Consider the following 11,910-nt stretch of genomic DNA (forward strand, 5'->3'; position numbering starts at 1 on the left):
TTTTTTAACTGGTATAATTAGCAATTTGAGGAAAAATGATGAATGTAATTCCAGCGATCGACTTATTGGATGGAAAATGCGTCAGATTGTATCAGGGAGACTACGCGAAGTCTCAAACTTTTAACGACAACCCCGTCGCAGTCGCCAGACAGTGGGTAAATGAAGGCGCAACCATGCTGCATTTAGTAGACCTCGACGGCGCCAAAGCGGGTCATCCAGTCAACCAAGCAGCCATTGAAGCGATCGTCCGATCAGTAGACGTTCCCTGTCAAGTAGGTGGGGGAATGCGCGATCGCGCTTCTGTTGCTGCTATCCTCAATTTAGGCGTCCGGCGCGTCATTCTCGGCACTGTCGCCGTCGAACAACCGCAATTAGTCGGCGAATTGTGCGCCGAATTTCCCGGCCGAATTCTGGTTGGCATCGATGCCAGAAATGGTAAAGTTGCTACTAGAGGCTGGCTAGAAACTTCGGAAGTTTTAGCAACAGAATTGGCGCAAAAAATGGCCGAGTTAGGGGCGGCTGAAATTATTTACACCGACATTCACCGCGACGGTACTATGGAAGGGCCGAATTTGGAATCTTTGCGCGAAATTGCTAACGCTATTTCGATTCCGGTGATTGCTTCCGGTGGCGTTAGTTCGATCGCAGATTTGTTGAGTTTGTTGGCTTTGGAACCAATTGGTGTCAAAAGTGCGATCGTCGGTAGGGCAATTTATACCGGCGATATCTTGCTAAAAGAAGCAATTCAAGCAGTCGGACAAGGGCGGTGGCAGGATGTACCGCCAGATTTGGGCTCTTCGAGTTTTGCTTGATTATCTGAATCCTTTTGCGCGCGTTAACCAAACCGGAACCCTTGAGTTTGTCTGCGTCCGGGATTATCTGGTTTCAACGTCTTTCTTACCAGAAAGAATTGGTTTAAACCCGGATCTCTGATCGGGAGAAATTAAAAGAAGACTATTCATTACTCCAATCCTCTTCCTTCCAGGTAGAGGTCGCTACCCGTGCGGTCAACTGTCAACTGTCAACTGTCAACTGTCAACTGAACATCATCGTACCCATGTTTTTGAACCATACAATTACAGCTTTAAGTTCTGGGATGGCATCCCTAGTTGATCCCATACCTTTGTTAGCAACAGTCGAGGCAGAAAATTCGCCGATTGTTATGAGCGGAGTTTTGCTCAGTTTGGTAGTGATTTATATCGCCAGTAAAATCGGCGCGGAAGTGGCTCTAAAATTTGATTTTCCCCCGGTTTTGGGTGAACTTGTAGCAGGGGTGATTATTGGAATATCTGCTTTACACTTGATCGTTTTTCCCGGAAGCGATCTGTCAGCCTCAGACTCAGGGATTATGACAGTTCTGCAATCGATTAATCATCTGTCTCCTGCCGCCCTCACCAGTGTCTTTGAATCGCAGAGTGAAGTCATTTCAGTGCTAGCTGAATTAGGCGTGATTATTCTGCTGTTTGAAATTGGCTTAGAGTCGGATCTCAAACAACTCAAGCAAGTCGGAATTCAAGCTACCGTTGTCGCCTGCGTAGGTGTGGCAGTTCCCTTTGCCGCGGGTACTGCGGGCTTGATGATAATTTTCCACACGGCGGCAATTCCAGCAATTTTTGCGGGGGCAGCTTTGACGGCAACCAGCATTGGAATTACATCTAAAGTGTTGTCTGATTTAGGACAACTGAACTCTAAAGAAGGTCAAATTATTGTCGGTGCGGCGGTGATTGATGATGTGTTGGGAATTATTGTCCTGGCTGTTGTCGCCAGTTTAGCCAAAACCGGGGAAATTGATGTTGTTAATGTCATCTATTTGATTGTCAGTGCAACTGTTTTTCTGCTAGGTTCGATTCTGTTGGGCGGTGTCTTCGACAAAACCTTCTCGGCGGTGGTGGGTCAACTCAAAACTCGCGGCAATATTATCATCCCAGCATTTATTTTTGCCTACTTCATGGCTTTTCTGGGCAACGCAATTCATCTCGAAGCGATTTTGGGTGCGTTTGCGGCTGGTTTGGTGTTGGATGAAAGCGAGGCCCGCCAGGAGTTGGATGAATTGGTGAAACCCATCGCCGATTTATTTGTGCCCATCTTCTTTGTAACGGTGGGGGCTCGGGCAGATTTGGGGGTTTTGAACCCAACAGTGCCGGATAATCGGGCGGGACTTTTGATTGCCGTATTTTTGATTTTGGTTGCTATTTTTGGCAAGATCGTAACAGGCTGGGTGGTGTTTGGTCAGCCGGGAATCAATCGATTGGCGATCGGAGTGGGGATGATTCCTCGGGGCGAAGTCGGGTTAGTGTTTGCCGCCATCGGTTCGGCGAGTGGGGTTTTGGATAAACCGTTAGAAGTCTCGATTATTATCATGGTGATTCTGACGACTTTTTTGGCTCCGCCTTTTCTGCGGATTGCCTTTGGCGATACAATAGAGCCTCCTGCTAGCGGGGAACCTTCTAGCGAGCAAATCGTTTGATATCAAATCCGTTAGCATCGGAATTATTCATCTCTCTGTTCTCTTCCTCTGCGTTCTCTGCGTTCTCTGCGGTTTAATCATTCCCATCCAACCGGAAACGATATGATTGAGGGAATTTGAGTCTGGACGATCGACTGATTTAGAAACACAAATGTCGATCGTCCAAATTTATCTACCCGTAATCATAAGTCCTAAGTTGTTAGAAGCGGCTACAACTTGACTTTTAACTGATAACAATTGTCAGCGAGTTTAATCAGTTCGCCCAGACCCCAGGTACCCCGATCGTTCAAAAATTCCGCTAGTTGATTCGGGATGGCTTCTCGGCCCAGAAATGCCCCGCTGATGGCACAAGCCATAGCTGCGGTGGTATCCACATCGCCACCGACGGCGATGCTAGTACACAGAGTCTCCCAGTAATCTTGAGGGGTTCTCAAAAACGCATATAAACTCCACAAGACGCTACCAACTACAAAAGGGGAAATTCCTTGCCAAGAGTGCTCGTAGTTTAACGGGAGTCCAGCTCTAGAAATCAATTCTACGGCTGACTCTGGAGGCAATTTGACCCAATCAATCAAATCTTTGAGCAAAGCGGCAAAGGAAGAATCAACTTCTGCTACCCATTCGCTCAGTTGACCGAGAAATGGCTCAGTTTCAATCATCATGTCAGATTGAAGGGCGATCGCCACAGCCCCGGCGATCGCCACAGCACCGGCAGAACACCGCGAGTCTTGATGGGTGATGCGCCCTTGATCGCAAGCAGCTTGTACAAGCTGGGACGGGCGATCGTAGAATATTAAGCCGATCGGTCCAGCCCTCATCGCACTGCCATTACCAGCATTGGGAGCACGAGTACCAGCTTCTTGCCAAGCAACGCCCCGAATCAGGCGCTTTGCAGCTTCTTCTGTCGCTCGACCCCGCCCGACAATGCGCTGTTGAGCGAAAATGTCAGCAATACGATTCGCGTAGTCCCTGGGGTCGAATTCGCCACAAGCGACGTAGCTTTGGAGGAGTTCGCGGGCGAGTTGGGAATCGTCGGTGTATTGACCAAAAGGCAAGCCGAAGCGATCGCGATCTTTGATTTTTTTGAGTCTAACTTCGTAGCGGACAAAGTTTTGGCAAACTTCGGGAGGATAGCCTTCTACTCTACAGCCTATAGCGTCGCCTAGACACTGACCGATCAGACAACCCCTAAATTGTTCGAGACGCGGTACTGTCATCAGAAAAATGGGTAGAAACCCCGTCCTTCTAGGACGGCTTTACAATTTAATTTGCAACGCGCCACGAATTGTAGGACAAAAACTTACAATCTGCGGGCAATGCGTTTTGAGTTAAACGCTTGCCAGTATTCAAACTGTGCAAGCTAATTGTTTTTCGGCACGAATCTTTCTTTGTTGGAGATTCTTGCCAGCCCCCAACATAGCAAAACCCGTATTTAGGGTTTTTGACAATCGAACCGCGCTTAAATCCGGCACTAATCGTACCGCCATATCTGGAACGGACATGACCGATAGAATGTTGCAAGCGATGAAGTTGTCTGCGATGAAATTCAAGGGGAACAATCTCGATTAGCTTGGTGTTGTCTGGGCTAAGATGCCCTCCCACATACGAATTAGCCAACACCCAAGAATCAACACAATGTGCTTCAAATTTGCTTGATAACTTCTGTTTTGATTTTTTAATTCCTAAATTTTGACGCAGGTTGCAAGTGTCGTTTCCCGTTCTAATCTCAAGATGAACAATCTTTCTGAGTTCTGAATAAAACCAGTGTTTGCCAACTTCTAAAGGACTAAAAGATACGTTCCACTTGCGTCCGTTTTTGTAGCTTCGTGCCTTGATGTCCTCTACAACAAAAACCGATACGGGAAACATAAAACTCAGCCAGTTAACTATCCTTAATTTCCACTGCCACCTTGCTCTAGTAGATGGGGGAATGCGATTTTTGTTAACCAGTCTGTTGACTCGGTTTTGACGGCACGGCGTGTTCCGAAACCGCCTTGCACGTCGCATATTTCGCCTTACTTCAACGTGGTCTTTTACCCAGTCAACAGCATGAGTTTGGACATTGAGATAAGTATGCGATTTGGATTTAACGGTAAAGCCTTCTCGTTTAGAGCCCGGATCGATGCCAACCGCTATGGGTTGATAGTTGTGATTTGAAGGTTCTACGTTAAGTCGGACACAAAATACCCCCTTTTTCCAGAATGGCGTTGCCTTGCCTGACTTAATCCAACGCTTGGCACGGGCGTTGGTAGTCGGCATTAAGGGTCTGTTTTCACTATTGACAACGGGTACAAACATTTACATTAAGTCCTATTTCTAGGTGTATATTTCCCTTCGCCACTGACAGCAGCGAGCGGTTAAAAACTAGGGAGGCATTCTTAACTTCTTGCGAGATACCACTCTCAGGCAGTTCAGTATTAATGGCTAGACACTGGTTTAGTCTCGATCGATGAAGATGGTGAGTCTCCTTCTTTCAAGCCCCATGCCTTTAGGCTGGGGTTAGTGACATAAATCAGTTAATTCCATAATGAGATCCGTTTGAAAACTCAGCGCTAAATCTTTGAGAGCATTCGCGATCGCCACTTGAGAAGTCGGTATTTGTTCAATTAATTGCAGCAGGAGATCCCCATCACAATAGTACGCCGCATCATACATTTGCTGTAACCATTCCGGGGGCATCATTGCTAAAGCCTCTCTAGACAATTCAACCCTCGGCAGTGAAGCAGACTCTTCAGAGGTAAGGGGCGGGATGCGATTTGCTTTATTCTCGTCTAGGGGCAGTATCTCCGCTAACATTGGTAATAACTGTGCGATCGTGTAAGGTTTTAACAAAAACGTTTTGACATTAGCATCTAATGCCAGCTTTCTGTTAGCAAGGAGTCCGCTAGTCGCAATGATATTCACCCCAGGATTAATTTCTTGCAACGCGCGCATTGCGGAAACACCATCTAGGTTGGGCATCATCATATCCATTAAAACTACACTAATTTCCTGTTGATGTTCCCTATAGAGATCGAGGGCTTCAAGCCCATCACTAGCGAGTATTGTTCTGTAGTTATAGTTTTCTAGAGAAGTCTGTGTTATCTCTCGAACCGAGGCTTCATCATCAACAATTAAAATCAACTCGCCGTTACCTCTACGCATTGCTTGTTCTACGGTTGTGAGGCTCACTTCTCCCTCTCTAGCTGGTAAGAAAACCTGAAATTCCGTACCCTTACCCAACTCGCTATAAACCTTGACAAAACCGCCATGATTTTTGACAATCCCCCTTACTGTTGATAATCCTAGCCCTGTGCCTTTGCCAACTTCCTTAGTAGTGAAAAAGGGGTCAAAAATTCGGCTTAACAATTCTGGCGGAATACCCATTCCTGTATCAGCCACCGTCACAGCCACATAACAGCCTGCTTTTGCTTCCAAATTCATCAGGGCATCATGTTCATCCAATGGGCGATTTTCGGCAGAGATGGTCAAACTTCCTCCTGATGGCATGGCATCCCTAGCGTTAATCATCAGATTCATAAATACTTGGTGTAGCTGGGTAGCATCACCCGATATTGTCCATAGTTCCATTGCGGGAATTTTAGTCGAAATAATTATTGATTTGGGAAATGTGTGTTGAGCAATACCGATCACTTCTAGAAGCAAATAGCCTAGTTGTAATATTACAGATTGATCATCCGTTGTTCGACTAAAAAGAAGAATTTTATTGACCAACTCAGCCCCCCGTTTAGCACTAGCCGAAAGGAGTTTTAACAGTCTTTGTGTCGGTTCATTTATATTGGTAATTTTGAGAGGAAGCAGTTGACTAGCTCCCAAAATCGGGGTGAGAATGTTATTGAAATCATGTGCAATTCCACTGGCTAACGTTCCTAAACTCTCTAATCGCTGGGCATGGTAAAATTGTTTTTCAAGGTGTTTCTTTTCCGTGATATCACTATTAACAACGAGGATAGAGCGGGATTTGTAAAATTTATTTTGGATCAGTGTTTTACGACATTCTACGATTATATTCTTACCTGTTTTAGTAACTTGCTCTATTTCCCCCTGCCAACTGCCTTGCTCGGTAATGATTTGGATCGGCTCAGTTAGTTGAAAGGGTTGATTAAATAAGGTTTGAGTTTTCTGCCCTATAACTTCGCCTTCTGACCAACCATATAAACGTTCAGCTCCTTTATTCCAAAATAAAATATGATCGTCTAAATCCTTTACAAAAATGGCCTCACTAGCAATATCAATTAAGGCTGCTTGTTCCGCAATTTTTTGCTCTGTTCTTTTACGTTGGCTAATATCCGTAATAATTTCTATGCCCACCCAACAATCTTGTTCTTGATCCCATTCAGCAACATAGTTTGAGGCAAGCCATCGAATCGTGCGATCGCCATGCAAAAACCGATATTCGATAATACCCGATCGCCCTGCTTGAATATTTTCGATCAAGGAGGCGATCGTTGTTTCTCGATCTTCGGGCAATATATTCGCTACGAATAAGGCAGAATCTGCTTGCACTGCTTCTAAGCTATAGCCCAAAATCTGTTGAGTTCCGCCTGTCCAAGAATCAATCTCTAAAGTACCATCAGTCAAAACACGAATATTTTTAATAACCGCGATCGCGCTGTTGAGAATGTGACTGAGTTTCGCAGCTTCTTTGATTTTAGATTCTGTAACATCAGTCACAATAATACTATTAACTAAAATCTCATCTATCTGAAGTTGTTTCAATGATACTTTAACACGTACTTCCTTATTTCCCGTTGCTGCGATCAAAGTAAATTCTCTAGTGAGAGCTTGTTCAGGCTGAACCTGCTGCAAAAGTTGTAAAAATGCTTTTTTATCCTGGGGCGCAATAAAGCTCTCTAATTGAGAGCCGATCAGATTTGTTAAAGGACAATTTAAGAGTTCTGCGAGTCGCTTATTACAGTACAAAATTAAACCTTCCGCAGATACGGTAGCAGCTCCTTCGCCCATTTGTTCCACTAAACACTGATAAACATAATCTGCCCCCTGAAGCGTAAAAACTCGATCTCCTCCCTGCGTAGAAACAACAACAGCATCAACCTCCCCAGAACGAATCGCCTGCAACGTTTGTTCCGCTACATTTAGGCGTTCCTGCACCTGGGCCAATTCCCGATTTAGGGTTTCAACTTCTTGGCTCATTTTTTCAATAGGGGTCAGAGAATCATTCATTATTTTCCTCTCCAATTATTTTTTTTCGCACCAAATTAAGACCCAGTAAGACTTTTTCTGTATTCGATAAATTGCCAATCATCTTTTGTAAGGGCATAGGTAACTTTTTAATCAAAGTGGGAACAGCCACAATGTTGTCCGAAATAATAGCTTCTGTCTGTTGATAAATATCAATCACTTCTAACTCATAACGCCCTTGGAGATGTTCCTCACAAATCTTTTTGATGTTTTGCAACGCCGTCACCGATTGGAGCGTTGTACCTGAAATATAAAGACGTAGGATATAATACTCTTCCTGTGATTGGGACAGAGACTGTTCAAAAAGTTCTGTGATTGTTGGTTTAACATCTTCGGAGTCGTCAATCATAAAAATACTCGGTAAGTGGGAAACTCAGAGTCTTTAGACCTGAGAGGAAAACGACTCGGCGGTTTCAACCGCCTTGAATCCCCTTGCGGGGTAGAGGGGTATGGTTGCCCCTCTATGGAGATATGGTTGTCTCCGAGTCCCTTTCGGGTAATGTTAGCTTCGCCAAGGTTATAAGAGCTTTTTAGACCTGCAACACTGTCTCAGTGACTTTAAGACTGTTTAATTGCAGATGACAGAGCGGAAAACTAGCTTCGCATTCGCCGGTGTCGTGACTCAAATAACGTAGTCAGTTAAGACTTAGGCTGGTCAGAATAGCTTGTAATTTCTTACAAGCTCAGTGGCTTTAGCCCTGAGTTCCTGACTGTTAGTACCTCTATCTTGAGTTATTCTTCATCTACTAGACGAAGAATTTGCAGTCCTACCAGAACTTTTTCAGTATTTGATAAATCACCAATAATTTTTTTGATCGGTTCTGGCAATTGTCTAACCAGAGTCGGTAGAGCAACGATGCTATCTTCTATGGCGAGATGGGGTTGTTGACTTAAGTCAATAATTTCAATGGTATATTGACCGTGAAGATATTCCTCACATATCTTCTTCAAATTGGCAAAAGCAACCAGAGATTTAGGTGTTTGTCCCGCCACATATAACCGCATTTGCCAAAGCTGTGACACTGTTGTGTTAGTGGGCTGTGAGAAATTATCTGTTAAATGATTTGTCATGTTTTTTATCCTTAGAGAGAGGTTTTAGGGATTAAGATGACGTAATCTTCCCATAAAGGTTCGATTCTCCAGCAGGGCTTTTTCTTCCTCTTGTTCTTCTTCAAGCAGCAAATCTAACTCCGCATCTCGATTGATCAATTGCATTTGTAGAGCATTTATCTGAGCTTGTACGAGTTTTTTCTCTTGTTCATACTCCCGTTTTTTGAGTTCAAAATTCTGTCGGCGTTTTTTAGAGGCAGATTTTTCCTTTAGTTCTTGATTGAGTCTTTCCGTTCCTGTTAATACCTTGCCCTCTCCCAAGTAAACCTCGACCAACTTTACGCCTTCAGAGGTGATGATAAATTCCCGTACTTGATTTGAGTGCATCATACCACGAGATTTGAGGGCATAGAGAATCCGATTGCGCTCCCCATTCACCTTGAGCGTTTGGAGTTCTAACCAAGTATCCATCAGAGAGGAAACACCCATTTCTGTCTGTTCGTGGTCACTGTCAGTATCACCGGGCGTTAAATCTGTCAAAAAAATGGTGATTTGTTGGCTCTTTAAATAGTCAATCAAACGCATGAAAAAGCTTTTTGTTTGCATAAAGCTTCCACTCAAAATGAGATTACTCATCGGATCGATGATGATCGTGCTTGGTTGAAAATCTTTGACCCAGCGATGGATTTTAAACAAACGCATTTCTAAATTGTAGTTAGTGGGACGTACCGCATCAAATTGCAATAATCCCTGCTCTACATAGGGGGATAAATCAAGACCAATCGAGTTTAAATTGCGGAGAATTTGTTGGGGGGATTCTTCGGTGGCGAGATATAAACACCGTTCGCCTCTCAAACAGGTTGCTTGGGCAAAATGAGCGGCCAGCGTTGTTTTTCCCGTTCCAGCCCTGCCTGTGACGAGAATACTGCTACCCCGATAGTAGCCCTGCCCGCCCAACATTTCATCAAGCTGGGAAATGCCCGTTGAGATTCGCTCATCAGAAACCGCATGATCTAACTTTAAGGAAGTAATGGGTAAGACCGAAATGCCATTTTCTTCAATTAAAAAAGGATACTCATTGTTACTATGGCGAGAGCCGCGATACTTGACAACTTGAATGGTTCTTGTGGCGATGTCTTCCAAGGTTTTTTGATCTAATTTGATCACACAATCTGAAACATATTCTTCTAAACCTTGACGGGTTAAGGTGCGATCTCCTCGCTCCCCTGTGATCACGGCTGTCACACCTTGGTCTTTTAACCAATGAAATAAACGGCGTATTTCTGCTCGGACAATGTTGGCATTAGCTAAACCAGCAAACAAGACTTCTATTGTGTCTAAAAGCACCCGTTTAGCGCCAATTTTTTTGATCGCATAGCCGAGACGAAGGAATAGGGCTTCTAGGTCATATTCTCCTGTTTCCTCAATTTCGCTAGGTTCAATATAAACATGATCAATTAATATTTTACCTTCAGCAATTAACTGATTTAAATTCCACCCTAAAGAGGCGACGTTTTTGGCAATTTCTGACGCAGTTTCTTCAAAGGTGACTAAAACGCCTGGTTCTCCGTACCGGGTTGCTCCGCGCACGAGAAACTCCACACCAAATAAGGTCTTACCGCAACCAGCAGAACCACAGATTAAAGTTGGTCGGCCTTGGGGCAAGCCTCCATCGGTGATTTCATCGAGTCCCTGAATTCCCGTTGGGCATTTGGATAATTGTAACTCTTGAATTTTTTCCATAAAATATTAAAAATTCCTTTTTGATAGGAGTTACATAAGCGCACAACTATCCTACCTGTGACACTCTAGGAATGTGTGCTTTTGTGTTGATTACCTGTATATGCTCAACACTAGCACTTTTTCTCACTTTAGTACCCATAGCTTTTCGTTTCTTAATGAAATCGTAAGCAGGTGGCGGATTACATCGCGGCAATTGAGAGAAGGAATGCGATCGCAGTTATTTACCAACAATTGCTACAGCACCGCTTTGCAAAACGGGAATTTCAATTCGAAACTCTGTTCCTTGATCGGGTTGAGAGAAGCACTGGAGTAAGCCACCGTGCTTATCAACTACAATTTGATAGCTGATGGATAGCCCTAATCCAGTTCCTTTACCCGTTGGTTTTGTGGTGAAGAAGGGATTGAACACCTGTTGTCTAACTGTTTCCGTTATCCCAGGGCCATTGTCTTGAAATTGAATTACTACATTTTTTAAATAACCAGAATGAGTTTCCTTTGTGACTAGCTTAGTCCGAATAGTGATGCAACTGGGATTATTTTGGATGTCTTTTGGAGAACGCTGATTGTCGTAGTTTTCTAAAGCATCAATCGCATTTGCCAGAATATTCATAAAGACTTGGTTCAACTGTCCGGCATAGCACTCTACTCGCGGTAAGTCGCCGTACTCTTTGACAATTTCAATAGCAGGATGAGCCGGATTTGCCTTCAGTCGATTTTGCAAAATCATCAATGTGCTCTCAATTCCCTCGTGGATATCAACTGGCTTCTTTTCTGCCTCATCCAGCCGCGAGAAGTTTCGTAGCGATAGAACAATTTGACGAATGCGATCGGCTCCTACCTTCATTGAAGTCAGGATTTTGGGCAAATCTTCACTAATGTAGTCCAGATCGAACTCTTCAATTTTTTCCTGAATTTGGGTATTAGTTGGATAGGTTTGCTTGTAAAGCTGAATCAACTTTAGTAAATTTTGCGTGTAGTCAGCAGTATGGCTCAGGTTGCCATAGATAAAGTTGACTGGATTATTAATTTCGTGAGCAACACCAGCAACCAGTTGCCCCAAACCTGACATTTTCTCTGCCTGAATAAGCTGTGCCTGAGTTTGCTGCAAGGTTTTGAGTGCAACCTCAGCTTCCTCTTTTGCTTGCCTTAACGCAGCTTCGGCTTGCTTGCGTTCAGTAATATCCAGTACCAAGGATGCAACTCCAACAATATTTCCACCATCCCCTACTAAAGGCGTATTGAACCATTCGCAAATAATGGTTTTGCCGTTTTTTGTAAAATTTTCATTGACGCTGTAGCGTCCTCCAACCCATTACTCACAAGTTAAGCTAAAAACACTGTTGTCAATGAGTAATCTTACTCATTTTTTACCGAGATCCCAATTAAAATATGACTCCATTTGTTCATTCATTATTGAAAAAAAATTGTTCGGGACTTCTTTGAGTTCC

The 11,910-nt window shown here is 43.9% G+C and carries 8 protein-coding genes and 1 pseudogene; 2 read left to right on the top strand and 7 right to left on the bottom strand.

Going from position 1 to position 11,910, the window contains the following annotated elements; genetic code table 11:
• Positions 1–38: 38 nt before the first annotated feature.
• Both hisA and ACUVJL_RS11840 read left to right on the top strand, forming a co-directional pair.
• A complete protein-coding gene (hisA, locus tag ACUVJL_RS11835) occupies positions 39–812 on the top strand; it encodes a 1-(5-phosphoribosyl)-5-[(5-phosphoribosylamino)methylideneamino]imidazole-4-carboxamide isomerase (RefSeq protein WP_006632646.1) in 774 nt (257 codons plus the stop codon).
• Between the two features lie 284 nt (positions 813–1,096).
• Entirely contained in the window at positions 1,097–2,467 is a 1,371-nt protein-coding gene (locus ACUVJL_RS11840; RefSeq protein ID WP_445246028.1) for a cation:proton antiporter, read from the top strand.
• A gap of 209 nt (positions 2,468–2,676) precedes the next feature.
• Here the strand turns inward: ACUVJL_RS11840 and ACUVJL_RS11845 are convergent, their stop codons facing one another.
• The 7 genes and pseudogenes from ACUVJL_RS11845 to ACUVJL_RS11875 all read right to left on the bottom strand — a co-directional run.
• Positions 2,677–3,684 carry an ADP-ribosylglycohydrolase family protein gene (locus tag ACUVJL_RS11845; protein WP_445246029.1) on the bottom strand — a complete coding sequence of 336 codons (1,008 nt, stop codon included), beginning with the start codon at positions 3,682–3,684 and terminating at the stop codon, positions 2,677–2,679.
• Between the two features lie 46 nt (positions 3,685–3,730).
• A complete protein-coding gene (locus ACUVJL_RS11850) occupies positions 3,731–4,765 on the bottom strand; it encodes an RRXRR domain-containing protein (RefSeq protein ID WP_445246030.1) in 1,035 nt (344 codons plus the stop codon).
• 201 nt (positions 4,766–4,966) lie between these two features.
• Positions 4,967–7,651: a PAS domain S-box protein gene (locus ACUVJL_RS11855; protein ID WP_445246031.1), complete on the bottom strand. Its 2,685-nt coding sequence runs from the start codon at positions 7,649–7,651 to the stop codon at positions 4,967–4,969.
• Positions 7,644–8,018: a circadian clock KaiB family protein gene (locus ACUVJL_RS11860; RefSeq protein ID WP_445246032.1), complete on the bottom strand. Its 375-nt coding sequence runs from the start codon at positions 8,016–8,018 to the stop codon at positions 7,644–7,646. The genes ACUVJL_RS11855 and ACUVJL_RS11860 overlap by 8 nt, the downstream gene beginning before the upstream one ends.
• Before the next feature lie 383 nt (positions 8,019–8,401).
• Positions 8,402–8,740: a circadian clock KaiB family protein gene (locus tag ACUVJL_RS11865; protein ID WP_445246033.1), complete on the bottom strand. Its 339-nt coding sequence runs from the start codon at positions 8,738–8,740 to the stop codon at positions 8,402–8,404.
• A gap of 24 nt (positions 8,741–8,764) precedes the next feature.
• Complete coding sequence (gene kaiC / locus ACUVJL_RS11870; protein ID WP_445246034.1) at positions 8,765–10,462, bottom strand: circadian clock protein KaiC; 1,698 nt, start codon at positions 10,460–10,462, stop codon at positions 8,765–8,767.
• 217 nt (positions 10,463–10,679) lie between these two features.
• A pseudogene (locus ACUVJL_RS11875) lies at positions 10,680–11,765 on the bottom strand (sensor histidine kinase); the annotation flags it as partial.
• Between the last annotated feature and the right edge of the window lie 145 nt (positions 11,766–11,910).

This window comes from Microcoleus sp. OTE_8_concoct_300 (genome assembly GCF_031383065.1).
In the GTDB taxonomy this organism is placed as follows: Bacteria; Cyanobacteriota; Cyanobacteriia; order Cyanobacteriales; family Microcoleaceae; genus Microcoleus.

Excerpts from the sequence above, each read along its gene's own strand:
- hisA (WP_006632646.1), top strand. The coding sequence starts at position 39 with ATGAATGTAATTCCAGCGATCGACTTATTGGATGGAAAATGCGTCAGA.
- ACUVJL_RS11840 (WP_445246028.1), top strand. The coding sequence starts at position 1,097 with ATGGCATCCCTAGTTGATCCCATACCTTTGTTAGCAACAGTCGAGGCA.
- ACUVJL_RS11845 (WP_445246029.1), bottom strand. The coding sequence starts at position 3,684 with ATGACAGTACCGCGTCTCGAACAATTTAGGGGTTGTCTGATCGGTCAG.
- ACUVJL_RS11850 (WP_445246030.1), bottom strand. The coding sequence starts at position 4,765 with ATGTTTGTACCCGTTGTCAATAGTGAAAACAGACCCTTAATGCCGACT.
- ACUVJL_RS11855 (WP_445246031.1), bottom strand. The coding sequence starts at position 7,651 with ATGAATGATTCTCTGACCCCTATTGAAAAAATGAGCCAAGAAGTTGAA.
- ACUVJL_RS11860 (WP_445246032.1), bottom strand. The coding sequence starts at position 8,018 with ATGATTGACGACTCCGAAGATGTTAAACCAACAATCACAGAACTTTTT.
- ACUVJL_RS11865 (WP_445246033.1), bottom strand. The coding sequence starts at position 8,740 with ATGACAAATCATTTAACAGATAATTTCTCACAGCCCACTAACACAACA.
- kaiC (WP_445246034.1), bottom strand. The coding sequence starts at position 10,462 with ATGGAAAAAATTCAAGAGTTACAATTATCCAAATGCCCAACGGGAATT.